The sequence below is a fragment of the Planotetraspora kaengkrachanensis genome (assembly GCF_016862895.1).
Classification (GTDB): domain Bacteria; phylum Actinomycetota; class Actinomycetes; order Streptosporangiales; family Streptosporangiaceae; genus Planotetraspora; species Planotetraspora kaengkrachanensis.
Genome location: NZ_BONV01000001.1, coordinates 28,859 through 50,962 on the forward strand (window position 1 = coordinate 28,859; position 22,104 = coordinate 50,962).

Here is a 22,104-nt window from a genome sequence, read left to right on the forward strand (position 1 = left end):
ACACGGAACCTGTGCATGATCACGGAAGGCATGGCCCCTGCTCAGCGGCATGATCGGCGAATCCGTGCATGATCACGGCTTGGGTCGGCGCAGGTGGGCGGGCTGAGCACCGAACCTGTGCATGATCACGGGCCCGGGCGGGGTCAGTGGCCGCGGAAGGCTTCTTCCAGCCACCACGCGGGCTTGCCGGCCGCCACCTTGGCGTGGACCACCAGAGGCTTGTCCCTCGGTCCCTTGAGCCACTCGGCGACGTCCCCCAGATCGGCCCTGTCCTGTACGGTCACCGCCTCGCAGCCGAATCCCCTCGCGATTTCCGCGATGTCCACCGCCGGGAACGTGACCGTGTCGAGCGGGAACCCGTCCGGCCCGAAATGGTGCACCTCGGCCCCATAGCCCTGGTCGTCGTAGACCACGACCACCATGGGGATGCCCAGCCGTACGACCGTCTCGAGCTCTGCCACGCTCATCAGTAGACCCCCGTCGCCCAGCGCGGCGACGGGCAGACGGTCGGGCCGGGCGAGCGCGGCGCCGATGGCGGTCGCCAGGCCGAGCCCGATCGACTGGAACGCCTGGGTGAAGCAGAAACCGCTGCCGTCGGGCACCGACATGAACATCGTCGGGTACCCCATGAAGTTGCCCGAGTCGATGGACACGACCCTTTCCTCGGGCAGGAGGTCGTCAAGCTCGATCGACAACGTCCGGGGGTCGATCCGGCCGTCCCCGCTCAAATCCTCGTACGGAACGTCCCGCCAGCGGACCTCACGGGAGATGCGCCCGGCGAGCTCGGGGCTGCGATACCCGGCCCCCCGTCCCACGGCCGCGGGGCGCTCCGCCAGCAGAGCTCCCACCGTGCGCGCGGTCTCCCGTACGTCTCCGACGATGCCCAGGTCGACCGGGCGATTCACGCCGATGGCGTCGGGGTTGATGTCGACCTGAACGACCTTGGCGTCCGGGCCGATGAGCGTGCCGTGCCGCGTGGTCCACATCGTGAACGAGCAGCCCCATCCGACGACGAGGTCCGCCGCGCCGATGAGCTCGGCCGTCAGCGGGGAGGAGAACCCGCCGCTCACGTCGAGATCCCACGGGCTGCCGTGGAAATGTCCCTTCGCGACCGCCGAGGTCGCGAACAGCGCGCCGACCCGCTCTCCCAGCGCCTCGAGTTCCATGCGGGAGCCGCGCGCGCCGCGTCCCGCCACGAACACGGGACGCTTCGCGGCCGCCAGCAGGCCCGCCAGTTGGGCCAGGACTCCGGACGTTCCGGTCTCCTCGGCCGGTGCCGGGGACCCGATCGACTCCTCGGCGTCGGACTCCCCCATGGTCGGGAAGGTCAGGCCCCACGGCGGGGGCACGAGGCCCGCCGCGTCCTGACGCCTGCTCCCCCGTCCCGCGCGCAGTTCCTGTACGGCGTGGACGGCTTCGTCGGGCAACTCCTCGGCCTGGACGTCGAGGGGCAGGTTGAGCAGCACCGTGCGGCGGCCGAGCAGAGCGGCGAGATAGGCCATGACCGTGTCGTCGACCACGGTCTCCGCCGATCCGATCCTGGCCCCGTGCGCGCCGACGGCGGCGGCGAGCGCGGCCTGGTCGATCCGGAAGTTCGAGCGCGGCGAGGTGGCCTCCGCGGCCAGGACCAGCAGGGGCGTACGGCTCTTGGCCGCCTCGGTTATGCCGGTCAGGGCGTTGGTGAGCCCGGGCCCCTGGTGAACGGTGAGCACGGCGACCGTGCCGCTCATCCGCGAGTAGGCGTCGGCCATGGTGGCGGCGCCGCCCTCGTGCCGGGCCGCGACGTAGCGGACGCCCTGCTCCGTCAGGGCGTTGGTCACGTGGAAGTTGCCGCTTCCGACGACGCCGAAGGCCGCGCGGACGCCCAAGGAGGCGAGCACCGCGCCGACGGCCTCCGCGACGTTCATCTCTCCACCAGGGCGAGGACGCGCGTCGGGCTGCCCGAACCCCCGACGATCGGAAGCGGTCCCGCGATCACGACCGCGCCGGTGGTGGGCAGCCGGTCGAGGTTGCGCAACTGGGTAAGGCCGTACTTGCCGGCTCCGAGCAGGAACGAGTGGCAGGGGAAGGCGGGGTCGAACGAGTGCGCGGCTCCGGCGTCGGTGCCGACGGTCTCCACGCCGAGTCCCGCGATCGGGGTCTCCTCGGCGAGGTAGCGCGCGCACTCGACCGAGATGCCCGGTGTATGGGGCCCGGTCTCGTTGGCGTTCAGGAACTCGGCCTGGTCGTGCGCGCGGGTGTCCCAGCCCGTCCGGTAGAGGAGCCAGCCACCGTCGGGCAGCGGGCCGTGCTCCTCCTCCCATTGTTTGACGTGGTCGATCTCGAGGAGGAAGTCGGGATCGCGCTGCGCCTGGGCGACGAAGTCGAGCACCACGGCGGGGGCGATGAGCTTGGAGACGGCGACCTGAGAGATGTCCTCTCCGTCCCTGGCCGTCACCCAGTGATTCGGGGCGTCGAAGTGCGTCCCGACGTGTTCGCCGGTCGTGAAGTTGTTCCAGTACCAGGCCGGGCCTCGGTCGTCGTACCGGCTGATCTCATGGAGCGTGAAGGGCACCGTCTGCCCGAACGGCTCCGGCAGCAGGAGGATCGGCGTCGTCCCGCTCAGCGGCGCTGTCAGGTCGAGCACCTCGATCCCACCGGTCCGAATGCTCTCCACCAGTTCGCGCAGCACCGACATGCCGACTCCCATCTGTCAGGATGGGAAGATCCTCCTACACCGCACTCCCGAGCGCCAGATCAGAAATCGGCCGCCTCTCCGCCCGATGTCCGTCGCTCTGAATCGGCTTCCATATGTGGCGAACTTACGTCCACATCACACAGCAAGCATCAATAATTCGGACTTATTGGCATAAATAGACATTGGGCATAGCATCGGAAAACCTGGTCCACCCAGACGACGGCACCGGCGTTCCGAGCCCGCAGAGGGCCCGGACAGGGTTTCGTCCGGGCTCGGCACACCTCACGCCGCGGGACGCCCGCGGCGGGCACGCTTGCCGTCGCCGCGGACGGGGCACTGGTTGGCCTTGAGAACGGACAAGGACGGCGTGGTCATGAAGAAGCTCATCAACAGCGTCGACGCGATCGTCACCGACACCCTCCGCGGCGTCGCGGCAGCGCACCCCTCACTCCGCGTGGACTTCGAGAACCGGGTGATCTACCGCAGGAACGCCCCCCACCAGGGCAAGGTCGGGCTGGTCTCCGGCGGCGGAGCCGGCCACGAGCCGCTCCACGGGGGTTTCGTCGGGTATGGCATGCTCGACGCGGCCTGCCCCGGCGAGGTCTTCACCTCCCCCGTCCCCGACCAGATGATCGAGGCCTCCAAGGGCGTCGACGGCGGTGCCGGCGTGCTCCACATCGTCAAGAACTACACAGGCGACGTGCTCAACTTCGAGATGGCGGCCGAGTTGTGCGCCGACGAGGGCATCGAGGTCGCCAGCGTCCTGGTCAACGACGACGTCGCCGTACAGGACTCCCTCTACACCGCCGGCCGCCGCGGCACCGGGGCGACGCTGTTCGTGGAGAAGATCGCCGGCGCCCTGGCCGAGACCGGCGCCCCGCTCGCGGAGGTCGCCCGCCTCGCCCAGGAGGTCAACGAGCGCAGCCGGTCGTTCGGGGTCGCCCTGTCAGCGGGCACGGTTCCCGCCGCCGGCAAGCCGACGTTCGACCTGTCCGACACCGAGATCGAACTCGGCATCGGCATCCACGGCGAGCCCGGCCGCACCCGCACCACCCACCGGGAGGCCCGCGAGATCGCGCGGCTGGCCATGGACGCCGTCAACGACGACGTCCCCCTGTCCGGCGACACGCTCGTCCTGCTCAACGGCATGGGCGGGACACCGCTTCTGGAGCTCTACATCATGTACGGCGAGGTCGCCGCCTATCTCGAGGAGAAGGGCGCGCGAGCCGTACGCTGCCTGGTGGGCAACTACGTCACCAGCCTCGACATGCAGGGCTTCTCGGTCAGCGTCTGCCGGCTGACCGACGAGCTCACCCGGCTCTGGGACGCCCCGGTGGAGACGCCGGGGCTCCGGTGGGCCGCTGATCGCCCCCACGGGTGACTCCGCCCGGAGGACACCGAAGGAACGCCGTGCAGCAAGGAGTCACTCTTGGACACATCCTTCTTCCTGGCCTGGATCAAGGAGGCCGCGTCAGCCGTACAGGCCGAGCGTGATCACCTGACCCAGCTCGACGCCGCGATCGGCGACGCCGACCACGGCGCCAACCTGGATCGGGGCTTCGCGGCCGTACGCCAGACCCTGGCCGACACGCCTCCGCAGACGCCTGGCGGCGTCCTGGTCCAGGCGGGCTCGGCGCTGATCCGCAAGGTGGGGGGCGCGTCCGGCCCGCTGTACGGCACGGCCTTCCGGCAGATGGGCCGGGCGCTCGGCGACGCTCCGGAGATCACACCGGCCGACCTGGTCACCGCGCTGGAGGCGGCCCAGGAGGGCGTACAGAAGCTCGGCGGGGCGGCGGAGGGCGACAAGACCCTGGTGGACGCGTTCGCTCCCGCCGTCAGGGCCCTGGCGCAGGCCGTACGGGACGGGGCGAAGCTGGAGGACGCCCTGGAGACGGCGACCGCGGCCGCTCAGGAGGGCGCACAGGCGACCGTCCCGCTGCAGGCGCGCAAGGGCCGGGCCAGCTACCTCGGCCCGCGCAGCGTGGGGCACGAGGATCCCGGCGCGGCGTCCACGGCGCTGATCTTCGCCGCCCTGCGGCGGGCGGCCGGGCAGGCGTGATGGACGGCCAGGCCCGGCCGATGGTCGGGATCGTCATCGTCTCCCACAGTTCGAGGCTGGCCGAGGAGGTGGCGGCGCTCGTCCGGGAGTTCGGCGGCGAGAACGTCCCGGTGGCGGCGGCCGGGGGCACCGACGACGGGCGTCTCGGCACGAGTCTGGGCAAGGTGATCGCGGCCGTCGAGAGCGTCGACCGGGGGGCGGGGGTCGTGCTGATCCCCGACCTCGGCAGTTCGGTGCTGACGGCCAAGCTGGTGGAAGAACCGGGATCCGTGGTGATCGCCGATGTGCCGTTGGTGGAGGGCGCGATCGCGGCCGCCGTAACGGTGGGAGGAGGGGGCTCCCTGCCGGATGTCCTGTCCTCCGCCGAAGAAGCCAGAACCTTCCGCAAACTCTGACCCCCACCTTTTGTGGTGATCATGCACAGGCTCGCGCGGATGCCTCCCGACGTGCACAAACCCTCGGCGTGATCATGCACAAGTTCGCCTGAATGCTGTCCGACGTGCGCAAACCTCCCGCGTGATCATGCACACATTCGGGCCTACACCGCCCCACCTGCGGATTCACCATGCGTGATCATGCACAGATTCAGCGAAGTGCCCACTGATCTGCAGCCTCGCCGATGACGATCATGCAGCAGCCTGAGCATGCCCCTCGACCACAACCACAGGTACGGCCGGCACCCGCGCATGATCACGATCATCGTCGCCCCAGGTCGAGACCGCCTTCGCCGAACTCACGCATGATCACGACCTGAGATTACGCAGGTCAGACGGCGCCCCACCGAGCCCGTGCATGATCACAAACAAGGAACGCGCCGCTCAGACCGGCAGCACACGAACCTGTGCATGATCACGGCCAGGGGGTCGGCTGGTCAGACGGCATCTCACCGAACCTGTGCATGATCACGCGGGGGTAACGGGAGGGGTCACCAGCGGAAGTAGACGAACAGGCGGCCGTGGTTTTTGGCGTCCTTGTCGATCCGGTGATAAAGCGCCTTGATCTCCTTCTGCTCCAGGAATCGCAGCACTTTCTTCTTCAGCTGTCCCGAGCCCTTGCCCGGAATGATCTCCACTTGGGTGGCCTTCTTCTGGACCGCCTCCTGGATGATGCCGCGCAGCGCACGGTCGATCTCGCCGCCCTTGTTGTAGATGTCATGGAGATCCAGCTTGAGCTTCACGGTTCGAGTTTAAAGGGCCATCACCCACCCGACAGGTCGCCGAAAGCACCCCTAAAATTCCCGTAAATAATGATCTAGCCGCATAAATGATCGTTAGTTAGACTCCCTGTCAGGGTCGGCCACCCATCCGGGTGGCCGTTCGCTCGTCGCCCACCGGGGAGGGGCTCGTACCTTCCCCTGCCATCAGGGCGGCGCGACGCCTCCATGCTCCGTGCGCCTCGAGCGCCTGCAGCACTACAGGGAGGTGTCGTGTCAAGGAAGCCCCCGCCTACCTTCTTACGCGCCGGCGCGGTCGTCGCAGGGCTCGGACTCATCACGGCCATGGTCCCCGCAGGGGCGGCCGCCGCGGATCCCAGCCCATCACCAAGCAGGACATGGAGCGTTACACCCGTCACCGTCACCGATCAGGTCCAGGGCGCGACCTCGGACAGCGGCCGACTGGCGGAAAGCGATCAGGCGCTGCTCAAGTCGGTCTCCCCCGCACCTGTCAGCGTCGTGGTCAAGCTCGACTACGACGCGATCGCGGCCTACAAGGGCGGTCTGCCCGGGCTTCCCGCCACGAGCCCGTCGGCGACGGGCAAGGCACTCGACCTCAAGAGCGCCGACGCCGCCAAGTACACCAAGCACATCGAGAACGTCGAGAACACCTTCCTCACCGAGCTGGCCGAGAAGGTCCCCGGCGCGAGGGTCGGCCAGCGCCTCCGCACGGTCTACGGCGGCGTCGCCCTCACGCTCCCTGCGGACAAGGCGGCGGGCCTGCTGAAACTCCCCGGCGTCGCGGCCGTCCAGGAGGACAGGCTCGAGCACCTGCTGACCGACTCCAGCGCCTCGTTCATCGGCGCGGACACCGTCTACAAGCAGCTCGGGGGCTCGAAGTCCTCCGGCAAGGGCGTCATCGTGGGCGTCCTCGACTCCGGCGCGTGGCCCGAGCACCCCTCGTTCGCCGACCCGGGAACGCTCCCGGCGCCACCGCCCAAGGCGGACGGCACGCCGCGCACCTGCAACTTCGGCGACAACCCGCTCACCCCGGCCACCGACGTCTTCGTCTGCAACCGCAAGCTGATCTCCGGCCAGGCGTTCCTCGAGACGTACAAGGCGAACGCGGAGACCCCCGAGGTCTACCCGGACACCGCGCGCGACTCCAACGGGCACGGGACGCACACCGCGAGCACCTCGGCGGGCGGCCCGGTCGCGCACGCCGACCCCCTCGGCATCGACCGGGGCGCGATCCACGGCATCGCCCCCGCGGCGCACGTGGCCGTCTACAAGATCTGCGGCGCGGAGGGCTGCTACCAGACCGACACCGCCGCCGCGGTCGCGCAGGCCATCTCCGACGGCGTACGGGTGATCAACTTCTCCATCTCCGGCGGAGCCGACCCCTACAGCGATCCGGTCGAACTGGCCTTCCTCGACGCGTACGCCGCGGGCGTGTTCGTCTCGGCCTCGGCGGGCAACTCCGGCCCGGGCGCGGGGACGACCGACCACCGCAGCCCGTGGGTCACGACCGTGGCCGCCTCGACGCAGTCGCGGACGTTCCAGTCGACGGTCACCTTCACCGGCGGGCCGGCGATCAAGGGCGCCTCGATCACCTCGGGCGTCACGGCCCCGCTGCCCGTGGTGCTCGCGTCGGCGCCGCCGTACCGCGACCCGCAGTGCCTCAACCCGGCGCCGCCCGGACTGTTCACCGGCAAGATCGTCGCCTGTGAACGCGGGACCAACCGCGTCCTGAAGGGCTTCCAGGTCAGGCAGGGCGGCGCGGCCGGAATGATCCTCTACAACACGACGCCGCTCGACGTCATGACCGACAACCACTGGCTGCCGACCGTCCACATCGACAAGCCGGAGACCGACGTCCTGCTGTCGTGGCTGGCCTCCCACCCGAACGCGACGGCGTCGTTCACCCAGGGTCAGAAGGCCACCTGGCAGGGGGACGCGATGACCTCGTTCTCCTCCCGCGGACCGGGCGGCGACTTCCTCAAGCCGGACGTGACCGCGCCCGGCCTCCACATCCTCGCCGGCCAGACCCCGACGCCCGAGTCCGCCCTGGAAGGCCCCCCGGGCAACCTGTACCAGGTCATCGCGGGCACGTCGATGTCGTCGCCGCACGTCGCGGGCGCGGGCGCGCTCCTGTTCGCCCTGCACCCGAAGTGGACTCCCGGCCAGGTCAAGTCCGCGCTTGAGACCACCGCCACCACCAAGGTCACCAAGCAGGACCGCACCACCCCGGCCGATCCCTTCGACTACGGCGGCGGCCGCATCGACCTGTCGAAGGCGGGGGACGCGGCTCTGACGCTCGACGAGAGCGCGGCCGACTACCGCGCCTCCGCGGACGACCCGCTGAACCGGATCGACCTGAACCTGCCCTCGGTGAACGCCCCGGTGATGCCGGGCGTCATCAGCGCCAAGCGGACGCTGGTCAACACCACGAACAAAACGCTGGTCTACACCGCGACGGGCACCACAGTCAGCGGCGCGAACATCACGGTGCTGCCTCCGCTGTTCTCCGTGAAGCCGGGCAAGAGCGTCGGCATCACCGTCGTCATCACCGCACCCGACCTGCCCACCGGGCAGTACTTCGGCCAGGTGAACCTCAAGCAGGTCGGCGGCAGCCGGGCGCAGCACCTGCCGGTGGCGTTCTTCCGCCAGGAGGGCGCGGTGCCGGTCGACCAGACCTGCTCGCCGTCGGCCATCGCGAAGAACTCGGGGACCTCGACCTGCACGGTCACGGTGCAGAACGACACCTTCGAGGACACCGAGGTCACCGCGCTGACCACCCTGGACGGCAGGCTGCGTCTCACCGGGGCCACCGGTGCGACCAAGGTCGGCAGCCAGATCGTGACGGCCAAGGCCCCGCTCGCAGGCAAGCAGCCTGACAGGCCGGTCATCGCCCCCGGCGAGAACCCGGCCGGTGGCTGGTTGTCCCTCACGAACTTCGGCATCGCGCCGATCCCCGTCGGCAACGAGTCGGCGGTGAACCTCACCGTTCCTCCGTTCACCTTCGCCGGGCGGACCTACACGAGGATCGGCGTCGTCTCCAACGGCTACGCGGTGGCGGGCGGGGTCACCGACGCGGCACAGATCCAGGCCACGCCGCAGACGCTTCCCGACGCCACCCCGCCCAACGGCGTGCTCGCGCCGTACTGGACCAACCTGGACGGCACAGGCACGCCGGGCGTCTACGCCGGCTTCCTCACCGACCAGGTGAACCGCTGGCTGGTGCTCGAGTGGCACGTCAACCTCGCCGGCACGACGAACACGAAGGTCTTCCAGCAGTGGATCGGGCTCAACGGCGCCGAGGACATCACCTACGCCTACGATCCCGCCAACCTGCCGGGTGACCCCGGTGCGGCGGGCCTGACGGTCGGCGCGGAGAACGCCGACGGCACAGGGGGCAGCCAGATCAGCGGGCCGCCCACGCAGGACTACCGGATCTCCAGCACGCCGGGGGCTCCCGGAGGGACGTTCACCTACTCCTTCACCCTGAAGGGCGTCTCCTCGGGCACCGGCACGGTCACGACGGCCACCTCCACCCCGCAGGTGAAGGGCATCACCGTCGAAGTCGACAAGATCACCGTCCAGTAATCACACACGACAGGGGCCCGGCGGTCCGGCCGCCGGGCCCCTGTCATGCCGTCTCACCGGTTGATGTAGCCGACGAGGGCGTCCTTCTCCGTCTCCAGTTCCTCGATGGTGCTCTTGACGACATCGCCGATGCTGACGATGCCCGCGAGCCGGCCATTCCGGACGACCGGTACGTGCCGGATGCGATGGTTGGTCATCGTGCGGCGAAGCTCGTCGACGTTGGCGTCGGGAGCTGAGGTGCGGACGTCGGACGTCATGATCGACGACACCGGATGGCTGAGGATGCCTGCGCCCCGCTCGTGCAACTGCCGCACGATGTCCCGTTCGGAGACGATTCCCGCGATGGTCTCGCCGTCGGCCGAGACCACGACCGCACCGATGTTGAGCTCGGCGAGCATCGCCAGGAGCTCGTTCACCGTGGCCTGCGGGCGAACCGTCGCCACGCTGGTCCCCTTACTCTGCAAGATCGAACCGATGAGCAACCGGCACCGCCTTTCCGGGGTCCCAAGGGAAGATCCCCGACTCCCGCCCCGACCGGCCGGTGGGAGCGGATCAGCCTGTTTCCCCAGGCAACAGCGGCTACGGTGACCCGTCAAGTATCCTGACTCACAACAGGTGAAGTATCACCTTTCGCTTGAATATGTACCAGGCCGATACTCTTCAGATGGGTATCGGCGTCACTTCTCACGCCATCAGTTCACTTGATCGTCACACGGCTCCCCTAGGGTGAGCGCGTGCGCCCTCCACTGGCCGTGGCCGGCTACACCGACGAGGTGCTCGAGTTCGCCGGCGGCACGCTGACCGAGGCGGAGCGCACCCGCGCCGACAGGTTCACCCGCGAGCAGGACCGTCTGGACTTCGTCGCCGCCCACCTCCTCGTACGGCAGTGCGCGGCGGAGCTTCTCGGCACTCGGGCCTGCATGCTGACCGTGGTGCAACGGTGCGACCGGTGCGGCCAGGCACACGGACGCCCCCGGCTCGCCGAGGCCCCCGAACTTTCGATCACCCTGGCCCACACGTCGGGATACGTCTGCGCGGCCGCGGGCTACGGCCGGGTGGGGATCGACGCCGAGCACGCGACGTCCGGACCGGCCGACGAGAGCCTCGCGGCCCTCGCGCTGACCCCGGCAGAGGCCGCCGTGGTCGGCCGGGACAACGCCCGGCTCATCCGGCAGTGGGTCCGGAAGGAGGCCCTGGTCAAGCGGGGTGAGCTGACCCTCGACCGGCTGCGCGAGGTCGACCTGTCCGCGCTGCCCTTCGACGACGGCCTGTCCGGCGACCTCGAATGGCAGGGACGGCACCTGCTCGAATGGAGGGCGGGCACCGTGATCGCCACCGCGATCACCGACGAGCCAGGGAAACTACGCCTCCTTGGCGGGTGACCTGCCGGGGGTCGGGTCGAGGAAGACCTGCTTGATCGCGGGGAACCGGTCGGTGAGGCAGCGCTCCACCCGGTCGGAGGCCAGTTCCAGCCGTTCGCCCGTCGTCTCGTCGAGGAAGTCGACCTTCGCGGCGACCATGATCTGGTTGGGTCCCATCACCACGGTGACGAGGTCGACCACGCCTTCCACCTCGGGCTGGGCCACGAGCACGGCGCGGATCTCCTCCTCCAGCCCGCTCGAGGCGGCCTGGCCGATGAGCAGCGAGGCGTTGGTCCTGATCAGGGTGAGCGCCACGCCGAGCAGGAGCAGGCCGATGGCGATCGAACCCACGCCGTCCCACGTCGCGGATCCGGTGACCTGGGACAACGCCAGGCCGACGCCGGCGATGACGATCCCGGCCAGCGCGGCGATGTCCTCGAGCACGACGGCCTTGAGCATGGTGTCCGCGGTGCGGGACAGCAGCCGCCTGGCGGAGATCCGCTGACGGCCGGCCTCCGCCCTGAGCTGCGACAGTCCCCGCCACAGGGACACGGACTCGATCGCGAACGAGACCACGAGCACGATGTAGGAGACGGTGAGGTTCCCCAGCTCCTCGCCGTGGGTGATCGTGTGCCAGCCGTGGGTGAGTGAGAAGCCGGCGCCGACGACCAGCGTGAAGCAGGCCGCGATGATCGCCCATAAGTAGCTGGCCCGGCCGTGGCCCAGCGGATGCCGCCGGTCGGCGGGCCGCTCTCCGTGCCGGATGGCGGTGAACAGGAGCACCTCGGTCACGGTGTCGGCCGCGGAGTGCGCCGCCTCCGACAACATCGACGCCGACGAGCTGATGAGGCCGGCCACCAGCTTCGCGAGCGCGATCGCGAGATTGGCCGCCCCGGCGACCACGACCGTGCCGAGACTCTCGCTGCTCTCGCCGGTCTCGTGCTCGTCCATCGCCACTCCGTCCACCCTGCTGAATCAGTGCGATCTTATGCTGTAAGCCATGGAAGACCCCGGCTGGCTCAGCCCGCGAGAGCAGGGCGCCTGGCGCGCCCACCTCGCCGCGCACCGTCTGCTGTCGTACCAGCTCGACCGTGAGCTGCAGGCGTTCGGACTGTCGCTCAACGACTACGAGATCCTCGTGAACCTCTCGGAGAGTCCCGGGCATCGTATGCGCATGAGCGAACTCGCCGACGCGACCATCCAGTCCCGCAGCCGGCTCTCCCACCAGATCTCGCGCATGGAGGCCGCGGGGCTGGTCGCGCGGGAGGACTGCGAGGACGACCGGCGCGGCACCTACGCGGTGCTGACGGACCTCGGCTGGGACACCACCCAGCGGGTCGCCCCCGACCACGTGGCCAGCGTGCGTGAACACTTCATCGACCTGCTCACGCCCGAGCAGGTGGCGACGGTCGAGGAGATCTACACCCAGGTCGTCGATCACCTCCACTCGATCCGTTCGGTCAAATAGGCAGGAAAGCTCACGGAGCGCCCCCGGAGACGGGCGGCCCGGCCCCGCGCGGCGAGGGAGGTGCCGAACCGATATGCCGTGATCGCCCGTTGTTCAGGCCGCGATCGCTACGATCCGCGTGTGAGAAGAATCGTCTGGCTGGCCGCGGCCGCAGCCTTCCTCCTCGTGACGTCATGCAGCTCCGGCAGCGAGGCGGCGGTCCCGAGCGGGCCCGATCTGCTCGCGAAGTCCGCCGAGGCGATGAAGACGGTCAAGACGGTGGCCTTCACCATCGACACCAAGGACCGCCCCTCCGTGCCGGTCAGGCACGCGGAGGGTGTTCTCACCAGCGCGGGCGACGCCAAGGGCTCGCTGCAGATCGACTTCGGCGGCCTGCAGGAGTTCGAGTTCATCGTGTCCGGCGACACGGTGCACTTCAAGGGCGCGACCGGCGGCTACCAGACGATGACCCGTGAGCAGCTCGCGGCGATCTACGACCCCTCGGCCGTGCTCACCGGGGTCCCCCAGCTGCTCGCCGCGGCGCAGGACGTCCGGTCGGAGGCAGCCGAGAAGGTCGGCGGATCCGACGCCTACCGGGTGGCCGTGACCCTTCCGCAGCAGGCTCTGGTCAAGCTCGTCCCCGGCGTCCAGCAGGGCGTCAACGGGACGGTGTGGATCGCCAAGTCCTCCAGCAGGCTGATGAAGATCGACCTGCCGATGACGGGCGGCAGCGTGACCGTGGGTCTCGACGACTACGACGCTCCCGTGACGATCACTCCCCCGGCCTCGTGACCGCGTCATGACCACAGGGGACAACCGCCGCGTCGTCCTGGGCGTGGGCGGCGCCGCGGTGCTGCTCGCCGCGCTCGACGCGTACGTCGTGGTGACCGTGCTCACCGAGATCGCCGGGGACGCCGGCGTCCCGCTGAACCACCTGGAACGCGCGACGCCCATCGTGACCGGCTTCCTGCTCGGCTACATCGCGGCGATGCCGCTGCTCGGCCAGCTGTCCGACCGGTACGGCAGGCGTGTGCTCATCCACGCCTGCCTGGCCGGTTTCGCCGCCGGTTCGGTGATCACCGCGCTGTCCACGGGCGTGCCCGGCCTGGTGGCGGGCCGTACGCTGCAGGGCGTCGCCGGCGGGGCGCTGCTCCCGATCACCATGGCCCTCATCGGCGACCTGTGGGACGAGCGCGGCCGGCCGGTGGCCCTGGGCGCCGTCGGCGCCGCGCAGGAACTCGGCAGCGTCCTCGGCCCGCTGTACGGCGCGGGCGTTGCGGCGCTGGCGGGCTGGCGCGGAATCTTCTGGATCAACGTTCCCCTGGCCCTGCTGGCCGCGATCGCCGTCAACCGGGCGGTGCCGGCCGGGCCCCGCGGGACCGGCAGGATCTCGGTGCGCGTCGACGTGGTGGGCGGCGGCCTGCTGGCGCTCGCGCTCGGGCTGCTCGTCGCGGGCCTCTACAACCCGTCGCCGGACGCGTCCGTGCTGCCGCCCTGGGGGCTGCCGTGTGTGGCCGCCGGCCTCGTCGCCGCGGCGCTGTTCGTGGCCTGGGAGATCAGGTCGCCGGTCCGCCTGCTCGACCTCACCGGGATCCCCCGGCGCCCGTTGCTCGCGACGCTGGGGGTGAGCTTCCTCGCCGGTGCGGCGCTGATGGTCACGCTGGTCGACGTCCAACTGGCCGCGCAGACGCTCATGGGCAAGGACACGGTGCCCGCCGCGCTCGTGCTCACCCGCTTCCTGGCCGCGCTGGCGGTCGCCGCGTTCCTCGGCGGCATGCTGACCCGCCGCTTCGGCGAGCGCGCCGTCGCCACGGCGGGGATGGCGGTCGCCGCCGCCGGCTACGTGCTCATCTCCCGCTGGCCCGCCGACCTCGCCGCGGCCGGCCTGCGGGTGGACGTCGACCTCGTCATCGCCGGTCTCGGCCTGGGCGCCGTCATCGCGCCCGTCTCGTCGGCGGCGCTGCGGGTCGTGCCCGCCGTACAGCACGGCGTGGCCTCGGCCGCGGTCGTGGTGGCGCGGATGATGGGGATGCTGCTCGGGGTGGCGGCGCTGTCGGCCTGGGGCTTCCACCGGTTCCAGTCGCTCACGGCCGATCTCGACACCCCGCTTCCGATGGGGGTGGACGCCGCCGAGTTCACCAGGAGGCTCGCCGAGTACACCACCAAGGTCAAGGCCGCGCTGCACGTCGAGTATTCGGAGATCTTCCTGATCACCGCGGTGCTGTGCGCGGCCGGCGTGCTGACGGCGCTCGCCCTGCCCCGGCGCGCGCCTCAGGCCTGAGGGCGGCTCACCCGCGCAGGCCGGCTCACGAGCGCAAACGGTCTCACGAGCGCAGGCGATCTCACGAGCGGAGGTAAGCGAGCACGGCCAGGACCCGCCGGTGCTGGTCGCCGTCTTCCGCGTGCAGCCCGAGCTTGGTGAAGATGCCGCGGATGTGCTTTTCCACCGCGCCGTCGGTGACGACGAGCCGGCGGCCGATGGCCGGGTTCGACCGGCCCTCCGCCATCAGTTCGAGGACCTCACGCTCGCGCGGGGTCAGCGACGCGAGCGGGTCGTTGCGGCGGCGCCGGACCATGAGCTGCGCCACGACCTGGGGGTCGAAGACCGTGCCCCCGCCCGCGACCCTGCGCAGGCCCTCCATGAACTCCTCCACGTCGACGACGCGGTCCTTCAGCAGATAGCCGACCGCGCCCCTGGCGTCGGCCAGCAGGTCGTCCGCGTAGGACACCTCGACGTACTGGGACAGGATCAGCACCGGAGCCCCGGGAATCCTGCGCCGGGCCTCGACGGCCGCTCTCAGCCCCTCGTCGGTGAACGACGGCGGCATCCGCACGTCGACCACGGAAACGTCGGGACGGTGCTCGACGACCGCTTCGACGAGGTCGTCGCCCGAGCCCACGACCGCCACGACCTCGCAGCCGAACTCCTCGAGCAGACGAACCAGGCCCTCCCTGATGAGGACGGCGTCGTCGGCGACAACTACCCGCACGGAACCTCCGCCGTGATCGAAGTGGGCCCTCCGGCCGGGGACAGGACGGTCAGCTCGCCGTCGACCCCGCGCAGCCGCTCGGCCAGGCCGGACAGGCCGTGTCCCTTGGCGACGTGCGCGCCGCCGACGCCATCATCGCCGATCATGAGCATCAGCGTGTCGCCGATCCTCGTCAGCGTGACCGAGCACATCTCCGCCCGGCTGTGCTTGGCGACGTTGGTGAGCGCCTCGGCCGTCACGAAGTAGACGGTGTTCTCGATCAGCGCGGGGAACCGCTCCTCCGTCTGGACGTCGAGCTCCACCGGGACCGTGCAGCGGCTCGCCAGGGCGGCCAGCGCGGGTGCGAGGCCGCGGTCGGCCAGGATGGGCGGCGCGATGCCGCGCGAGAGCGCGCGCAGCTCGTCCAGCGTCTCCCTGGTGGCGGTGATCGCCTTGCTGATGGTCGACTGGGCGGCTGCCGCGTCCTTCTCCAGCTCGCGCTGCGCCCGGGACAGCTCCATGGCCAGGTGGACGAGGCGTTGCTGCGGCCCGTCGTGGATGTCCCGCTCCAGCCTGCGCAGGGCGTTCGCCTCGGCGTAGGCGGCGGCGTTGCGCCCCTCGGTCAGGTCCTCGATGCGCTCCTGCAGCTGGGCGACGCCGGTCAGCAGCGACCTGCCGAGCAATGCCTGGAGCAGCGCGCACCCGCGGACGACCGGGTACAGCGTCAGCGCCGCGACGACGCCGAGGAACACGTTCATCAGGCTCTCGGGCACGTACCCGTGCCCGAACCCGAGCAGCTCGGCGAGTCCCTGGTTGTCCGGGATGTTCGCGAACAGCCATCCGTAGAGCGGATAGGTCACTCCGGCGATCGCCGCCGACCACCACGCGACGATCACGCAGAAGGTCGCGGTGGCGACGGGGAACACCACCAGGGCGTGCAGGATGTCGAGCCACGGCTGGGCGCCGGCGAGCGGCGTCAGCGTCCTGCGGATCCAGTTCGCACCGGGCGGGGACTGGGGGTAGCGGGGCCTGGGCACCTCCGCGCCCAGGACGCCGCGGATCCGGATCCGCTCGATTTCGCCCATCCCCCGCGCCGCGAGAGCGGTCAGCACGAGGACGGGCACGCCGATCCAGACGACCAGCAGGCTGGAGCCCACGGACAGACCCGTCACGACCAGGAGGAACGCGAGGACCGCGAGGGGGAACCCCACGAGGAGGTAGGCGGTGTCCCCGGCGAGCCGGGAGAGAAGTCTTCGCATGTCCCCAACGCTAGGCAGCCGGCGATCTCTGATCGATCCCGCGCCCGGGAGTGTTCCGGGTAGGGAATACCCTACTTCCCCCGCTTCTCCCTGATCCTCATCGTGACCTCGATGGGCGGACCGGAGAGGTTCCGCAATGACAGTGATGAGGCGCTGGTCGGCTGTGAGCCGTCCTCGAATGTGCTCCCGCATAGGAGCGGCGCCGGTTCACACGGTGAACCGGCGCCCTCCCGAGGGTCCGCACAGGAATCTCCGGCGGCGACCTACTTCTTCTTGCGCCTTTCCCTGATCTTCATCGTGACCTCGATGGGCGAACCGGCGAAGCCGAACTCCTCGCGGAGCTTCCGCTCGAGGAAGCGGCGGTAGGTCTCCTCGAGGAACCCCGAGGTGAACAGCACGAACTTCGGCGGCTCGGTGGACGCCTGGGTGGCGAACAGGATCTTGGGCTGCTTGCCCGAGCGCACCGGCGGCGGCGTGGCCCGCAGCAGGTCGGTGAAGAACTGGTTGAGCCTGCCGGTCGGAACGCGCGTGCCCCACGAGTCCAGGGCCCGTTCGATGGCCGGCACCAGCTTCTCGACGTTGCGGCCGGTCTTGGCGGAGATGTTGACCCGCAGCGCCCACGGTGTGCGGACGAGCTGGCGGTCGATCTCCTTCTCCAGGTAGTACCGCCGGTCCTCGTCGACGAGGTCCCACTTGTTGAAGGCCACGACCATCGCCCGGCCTGACTCGATGACGAGGCCGATGATGCGCAGGTCCTGCTCGGTCAGCACCTCGGAGGCGTCGATGAGGACCACGGCCACCTCCGCCCGCTCCAGGGCGGCGCGGGTGCGCATGGCCGCGTAGAAGTCGGCGCCCTTCAGCTCCCGGTCACGGCGGCGGATTCCCGCGGTGTCGATGAAGCGGTAGGTCCTGCCGCCCAGCTCGACCAGCTCGTCGACCGGGTCACGCGTGGTCCCCGCCACCGGGTCGACCAGCACGCGCTCCTCGCCCGCCACCCTGTTCAGCAGGGACGACTTGCCGACGTTGGGCTTGCCGAGGAGCGCGATCCTGCGCGGGCCCCTGTGCTCGCCGAAGGTCTGCGGCGGCGTCTCGGGCAGCGCGTCGAGCACCACGTCGAGCAGGTCGCCGCTGGACCTGCCGTGGAGGGCGGAGACCGGCTGCGGCTCTCCGAGGCCCAGCGACCACAGCCCGGTCGCCTCCAGCTCCATCAGCTGGTTGTCGACCTTGTTGGCCGCGAGCACCACGGGCTTGCCGGAACGGCGGAGCACCGCACCCACGGCCTCATCCGAGTCGGTCACGCCCACGCTGGCGTCCACCACGAACAGCACGACGTCGGCCAGTTCGGCGGCGATCTGGGCCTGTTCCGCGATGCGCAGAGCCATGCCGGTGGCGTCCGGGTCCCACCCGCCGGTGTCGACCAGGGTGAAGCGGCGGCCCCGCCACGTCGCCTCGTAGGTCACCCGGTCTCTGGTCACACCCGGCACGTCTTCCACGACCGCCTCGCGGCGGCCGATGATCCGGTTGACCAGCGTGGACTTGCCCACGTTGGGCCGGCCGACCACCGCGACCACGGGGAGCGGGCCCGCGTCCGGCCCTGCCGCCTCGCCGTCGGCGTACTCGGACTCGCCCTCGGAGAACTCGCTCTCGTCGTAGAACTCGTCGAAGTCGCCGTCCTCGACCCAGCCGCTCTCGTCGCGGTACTCCCCCGTCACGTCCCTGCTCATCGCTTCCTCTCCCGATCCGGAGAGGATCAGGCTCTCTCCTTGACGAGCCGCAGGACCTCGGCGATCACATCGTCCAAGGTCAGCGGCGTGGTGTCCAGCTCGATCGCGTCCGCCGCCATCGCCAGCGGGTCGGCCTTCCTCGTGGAGTCCAACGTGTCCCGACGCGCCATCTCGGCCTTCTGCGTCTCCACGGTGGTCCCGGTCAGCTCGGCCGTACGGCGCCGCGCACGGGCTTCGGCGTCCGCGGTGAGGTAGACCTTGACGGGCGCGTCCGGCGCCACGACGGTGCCGATGTCGCGTCCCTCGACCACGATGCCCCCACCGGGCAGCGACTCGGCGATGATCTCCTGCTGAAGGGCGACCAGCCGGCGGCGGACCTCGGGCACCGCGCTCACCGCGGAGACGGCTCCCGTGACCTCGGGCCCGCGGATCGGGCCGTTCACGTCGACGCCGTCGACGGACACGCCAGGCGTGTCCGGGTCCGTGTTCATGATCAGGGTCGGCTCGCCCGAGCGCCCTGTGATCGCCTCCGGATCGGTGAGATCGACCTCCTGCTGGAGCATCCACCAGGTGATCGCGCGGTACATCGCACCCGTGTCCAGGTAGCGCAGGCCCAGCGCGCGCGCGACCCCGCGGGAGGCGCTCGACTTGCCGGACCCCGAAGGGCCATCCATGGCGACGACCAGACCCGACACGGTCTCTCCTTTGCGTTTCGCGCCCCTTCGAGCTGTCGACCCTGAGGCTACCGGGATTCGGCACCCAACCACGCATCGGAGTGTGGCCGCTCCCTACGGGAACCGGGCGGCGACGGGGCTCGCGCGGCCGTTCAGGGATTCCCGAGCAGCCGGGTCGACCTGTCCTCCTGAGCGAGCCTGCGCAGGGAGGCGACGACGGTGTCGCCGACCGCCGTCCACACCACCACGGCCTCCGCGACGCTGTCGAGGTCTCCCCTGCGGGCGACCGTCTCGATCTCGGTGTCCGCGAGCCGCTCGGCGGTCTCCGCGTAGGAGTCCAGCAGCTCGAAGTAGTCGTCCTGGTCGAGTCTCCGCAGCGTGGCGAGCGCGTCGGCCAGCGTCCGGCGGGCCGGGTTGGTCGCTTTGACCCGCCAGCCGCGCTTGGCGATCAGCTCGTCCACCTCGGTCACGGCCTCGTCCCACGCCTCGTCCTCCACGTACTCCCGCGCGGGGGTCATGGCGTACTGCGCCTTGCCGATGGTGTCGAGCTCGGAGAGCCCCGCCGAGAACATCAGGCGGAGCGCCTCCCGCGCGGAGGCGATCGACAGGCCGCCGACCTCGACGAGGGCGCGGGCCAGCTTCAGCCTCTTGACGTGCGCCTCGCCGTACTGGGCCTGGTTGGGGCCCGTGCGCTCCCCGGCGGGGACCAGCCCCTCCCGCAGGTAGTACTTGATCGTCGGGATCGGAACGCCGGTGCGCCTGCTCAGCTCAGCGATCCTCATCGTCCCTCTCCCTCACCGCAGTGCTCCCAGGATAGGACCGGCCGCCGTACGGACGGGCGTGCGCGGCGCCCGGCGGCTTGACGCACGAAGCGGATAGCGCCACTATCCATAATATGGATAGCAATACTTTCCACTATCTATAATGAGGGAGGCTTTCATGTTCGGCGATCTGGGCAGGTTCGCCGGCAGGCGCCGCCGGTGGATCATGGTGGGAACTCTGCTGATCATCGCGTTCGCGGCGGTCTGGGGAACCGGGGTCTTCGGCCGCCTCGGCGGCGGCGCGGGCTTCGACGATCCGGGCAGCCCGTCGGCCCACGCGGACAGGGTCCTGGCCGGCCCGCTCGGCCGCCACGCCAACGATGTGGTCGTCCTCTACGAGAGCGACCGGCTCACGGTGGACGACCCGGCCTTCGCCGGTCCCGTGCAGAAGGCCCTTGCCGGCGTGCCCCGCGGCGACGTCACCCGGCTCGACTCCTACTGGTCCACGGGCTCTTCGTCGTACGTGTCAGGAGACAGGCACGCGACGTACGCCGCGGTGCAACTGCGGTCGGCCGACGACCAGGAGCGGGTCCTGCAGCTGAGGAAGATCCAGGACAGTTTCCGCGCCGACGGCCTCACCGTGCGGTTCGGGGGCACCACGTCGATGACCGACCAGGTGAACAGGCAGACCCTGCGCGATCTGGCGATCGCGGAGGCGATCTCGATACCCGTCCTGCTGATCCTGCTGATCGTGATCTTCCGAAGTCTCCTGGCCGCCACGCTTCCGCTGGTCATCGGCCTCACGGCTGCTCTCGGTTCGCTGGCGCTGCTCCGGTTCGTCACGTTCTTCACCGACATCTCGACCTTCGCCATCCAGGTCATCACGATCCTCGGGCTGGGCCTGGCCATCGACTACGCGCTGCTGGCCGTCACCCGGTTCCGTGAGGAGTTGTCGGCGGGTGCCACGGTGGAGGCGGCGGTCGAGCGGACCATGGCGACCGCGGGCCGCACCATCGCGTTCTCCGGCGCCGTGGTGGCCGTGTCCTTCGCGGGGCTCACCCTGTTCCCGTCGCGGTTCCTGCTGTCGATGGGCTACGCGGGGGCGGGCACCGTCGTCGTGGCCGTCCTCGCCTCACTGACGGTGCTGCCCGCGCTGCTCACCGCCATGGGACGGCGGCTCAACCCGGCCAGGGCGAGGACGGGCGACCCCGCGGCCGGACGGTGGTACCGGACCGCCCACGCCGTCATGCGCCGCCCATGGCGCAACACCGTCGTCATCGTCGTCGTGCTCGGCGCCCTCGGCCTGCCGTTCCTGGGCGTGAACTGGGCGCGGCCCGGCGACTGGGTCCTGCCGTCGAACGCCGACGCCCGCGTCGTCACCCAGGTGATGTCGGAACGGTTCGCCGCCGACCCGGGCAAGCTGGTCACGGCCGTGGTCGAATCGCCCCGCCCCGCCGGCCGGGCCGCCCTCGAGGCCTACGCCGCCCGTCTGGACGGCGTGCCGGGGATCGAGGGGGCGGCCGTCACGGGGACCGACGGCGGCCGGGCGAGGATCACGCTCGGCTACTCGATGGACCCGATGTCCCGCGACGCCCGGCGCATGGTCGCGGATCTGCGCGCGGTCGCCCCGCCCGAGGGCGCCACGACGTCGTTCACCGGCATGCCCGCCTCCCGGGCGGACATCGTGGACATGGTCACCTCGAGGCTGCCGTGGATGGCCCTGTTCGCGACCGCGGTGTCGTTCGTGGTGCTGTTCCTGGCGCTCGGATCCGTGGTGTTGCCGATCAAGTCGGTCCTGCTCAACCTGCTCTCGCTGGGAGCGGCCTTCGGGGCGATCAAGCTCGTCTTCCAGGACGGCCTGCTGAACGGCCTGCTCGGGCTAGAAGCGGTCGGCGCCGTGGACGTCAACTTCCCCGTGCTGATCGTCGCGATCGCCTTCGGCCTCGCCGTGGACTACGAGGTGTTCCTGCTGTCACGCGTCCGGGAAGAGTACGACCGGACGGGCGACGTGGCCGAATCGACGGCGCTCGGGCTGCAACGGACCGGGCGGGTCATCACGAGCGCGGCCCTGCTGGTGGCCGTGGTGGTGGGCGGGTTCGCCCTGTCCGGCATCGTGTTCATGAAGATGGCGGGAGTGGGGCTGGTGATCGCCGTGGTGGTGGACGCCTTCGTCGTGCGGGCCCTGCTCGTTCCCGCCACGATGCGGCTGCTCGGCCGGTGGGCGTGGTGGGCGCCCGCGCCGCTCGCCCGCTGGTGGCGGCGCCGTGGCGCGGCGGTGCACGGTCACGCGGTCCCGCCCTCCGCCAGGCCCGCCGAGGTCGCGCATCCGACGTGACCGCACGCTCAGAGGCCGCACGCTCAGAGGCCGCCGAGATCGCGACATCACCGGGCGGAGGACCGGTGAACGCCGAGAT

The 22,104-nt window shown here is 70.3% G+C and carries 19 protein-coding genes; 9 read left to right on the plus strand and 10 right to left on the minus strand.

Going from position 1 to position 22,104, the window contains the following annotated elements; translation table 11 throughout:
- Nucleotides 1–143 precede the first annotated feature (143 nt).
- Nucleotides 144–1,907, minus strand: a complete 1,764-nt coding sequence (locus tag Pka01_RS00150; protein ID WP_203880450.1) for a thiamine pyrophosphate-binding protein — start codon at nt 1,905–1,907, stop codon at nt 144–146.
- On the minus strand, nt 1,904–2,677 hold the full coding sequence (locus Pka01_RS00155; protein ID WP_203880451.1) for a cyclase family protein: 774 nt from the start codon (nt 2,675–2,677) through the stop codon (nt 1,904–1,906). The genes Pka01_RS00150 and Pka01_RS00155 overlap by 4 nt, the downstream gene beginning before the upstream one ends.
- A 373-nt stretch (nt 2,678–3,050) precedes the next feature.
- On the opposite strand from Pka01_RS00155, the gene dhaK reads away from it, so the two are divergent.
- Genes dhaK through dhaM form a run of 3 tightly spaced genes read left to right on the plus strand, consistent with a single transcriptional unit; the run spans nt 3,051 to nt 5,131 of the window.
- Entirely contained in the window at nt 3,051–4,058 is a 1,008-nt protein-coding gene (gene dhaK, locus Pka01_RS00160) for a dihydroxyacetone kinase subunit DhaK (RefSeq protein ID WP_203880452.1), read from the plus strand.
- A gap of 48 nt (nt 4,059–4,106) precedes the next feature.
- Entirely contained in the window at nt 4,107–4,736 is a 630-nt protein-coding gene (gene dhaL / locus Pka01_RS00165; protein ID WP_203880453.1) for a dihydroxyacetone kinase subunit DhaL, read from the plus strand.
- The gene (gene dhaM / locus Pka01_RS00170) at nt 4,736–5,131 is read left to right on the plus strand and encodes a dihydroxyacetone kinase phosphoryl donor subunit DhaM (protein ID WP_239114593.1); all 396 of its coding nucleotides are present in this window, start codon (nt 4,736–4,738) and stop codon (nt 5,129–5,131) included. Before dhaL ends, dhaM begins: the two co-directional genes overlap by 1 nt.
- Before the next feature lie 530 nt (nt 5,132–5,661).
- Here the strand turns inward: dhaM and Pka01_RS00175 are convergent.
- The gene (locus Pka01_RS00175; protein ID WP_203880454.1) at nt 5,662–5,913 is read right to left on the minus strand and encodes a Smr/MutS family protein; all 252 of its coding nucleotides are present in this window, start codon (nt 5,911–5,913) and stop codon (nt 5,662–5,664) included.
- A gap of 249 nt (nt 5,914–6,162) precedes the next feature.
- Between Pka01_RS00175 and Pka01_RS41095 the strand changes: the two genes are divergently transcribed.
- Complete coding sequence (locus Pka01_RS41095) at nt 6,163–9,495, plus strand: S8 family serine peptidase (protein WP_275414410.1); 3,333 nt, start codon at nt 6,163–6,165, stop codon at nt 9,493–9,495.
- Between the two features lie 53 nt (nt 9,496–9,548).
- Here Pka01_RS41095 and Pka01_RS00185 read toward each other — a convergent pair whose 3' ends face one another.
- A complete protein-coding gene (locus tag Pka01_RS00185; RefSeq protein ID WP_203880455.1) occupies nt 9,549–9,977 on the minus strand; it encodes a CBS domain-containing protein in 429 nt (142 codons plus the stop codon).
- A 252-nt stretch (nt 9,978–10,229) separates the two neighbouring features.
- Here Pka01_RS00185 and Pka01_RS00190 point away from each other — a divergent pair, with 252 nt between their 5' ends.
- Complete coding sequence (locus tag Pka01_RS00190) at nt 10,230–10,877, plus strand: 4'-phosphopantetheinyl transferase family protein (RefSeq protein WP_203880456.1); 648 nt, start codon at nt 10,230–10,232, stop codon at nt 10,875–10,877.
- Here the strand turns inward: Pka01_RS00190 and Pka01_RS00195 are convergent.
- Entirely contained in the window at nt 10,857–11,807 is a 951-nt protein-coding gene (locus Pka01_RS00195) for a cation diffusion facilitator family transporter (protein WP_203880457.1), read from the minus strand. The genes Pka01_RS00190 and Pka01_RS00195 overlap by 21 nt on opposite strands.
- 49 nt (nt 11,808–11,856) lie before the next feature.
- Between Pka01_RS00195 and Pka01_RS00200 the strand changes: the two genes are divergently transcribed.
- The 3 genes from Pka01_RS00200 (at nt 11,857) to Pka01_RS00210 (ending at nt 14,584) form a co-directional block, all read left to right on the plus strand.
- Entirely contained in the window at nt 11,857–12,324 is a 468-nt protein-coding gene (locus tag Pka01_RS00200; protein WP_203880458.1) for a MarR family winged helix-turn-helix transcriptional regulator, read from the plus strand.
- A gap of 120 nt (nt 12,325–12,444) precedes the next feature.
- A complete protein-coding gene (locus Pka01_RS00205) occupies nt 12,445–13,095 on the plus strand; it encodes an LppX_LprAFG lipoprotein (protein WP_203880459.1) in 651 nt (216 codons plus the stop codon).
- 7 nt (nt 13,096–13,102) lie between these two features.
- Nucleotides 13,103–14,584 (plus strand): MFS transporter, encoded by a 1,482-nt coding sequence (locus Pka01_RS00210; RefSeq protein WP_203880460.1) that lies wholly within the window; start codon nt 13,103–13,105, stop codon nt 14,582–14,584.
- Nucleotides 14,585–14,645: 61 nt separating this feature from the next.
- Here the strand turns inward: Pka01_RS00210 and Pka01_RS00215 are convergent, their stop codons facing one another.
- The 5 genes from Pka01_RS00215 to Pka01_RS00235 all read right to left on the minus strand — a co-directional run bounded on the left by Pka01_RS00215 (nt 14,646) and on the right by Pka01_RS00235 (nt 19,711).
- Nucleotides 14,646–15,293 carry a response regulator transcription factor gene (locus Pka01_RS00215; RefSeq protein ID WP_203880461.1) on the minus strand — a complete coding sequence of 216 codons (648 nt, stop codon included), beginning with the start codon at nt 15,291–15,293 and terminating at the stop codon, nt 14,646–14,648.
- Nucleotides 15,284–16,531 (minus strand): sensor histidine kinase, encoded by a 1,248-nt coding sequence (locus Pka01_RS00220; protein WP_203880462.1) that lies wholly within the window; start codon nt 16,529–16,531, stop codon nt 15,284–15,286. The genes Pka01_RS00215 and Pka01_RS00220 overlap by 10 nt, the downstream gene beginning before the upstream one ends.
- Before the next feature lie 263 nt (nt 16,532–16,794).
- Entirely contained in the window at nt 16,795–18,255 is a 1,461-nt protein-coding gene (gene der / locus Pka01_RS00225) for a ribosome biogenesis GTPase Der (protein WP_203880463.1), read from the minus strand.
- Between the two features lie 26 nt (nt 18,256–18,281).
- On the minus strand, nt 18,282–18,929 hold the full coding sequence (gene cmk, locus Pka01_RS00230; protein WP_203880897.1) for a (d)CMP kinase: 648 nt from the start codon (nt 18,927–18,929) through the stop codon (nt 18,282–18,284).
- 152 nt (nt 18,930–19,081) lie between these two features.
- On the minus strand, nt 19,082–19,711 hold the full coding sequence (locus tag Pka01_RS00235) for a MerR family transcriptional regulator (RefSeq protein WP_203880464.1): 630 nt from the start codon (nt 19,709–19,711) through the stop codon (nt 19,082–19,084).
- A gap of 157 nt (nt 19,712–19,868) precedes the next feature.
- Between Pka01_RS00235 and Pka01_RS00240 the strand changes: the two genes are divergently transcribed.
- Nucleotides 19,869–22,025, plus strand: coding sequence for an MMPL family transporter (locus tag Pka01_RS00240; RefSeq protein ID WP_203880465.1), 2,157 nt, complete (start codon nt 19,869–19,871; stop codon nt 22,023–22,025).
- Nucleotides 22,026–22,104: the final 79 nt, after the last annotated feature.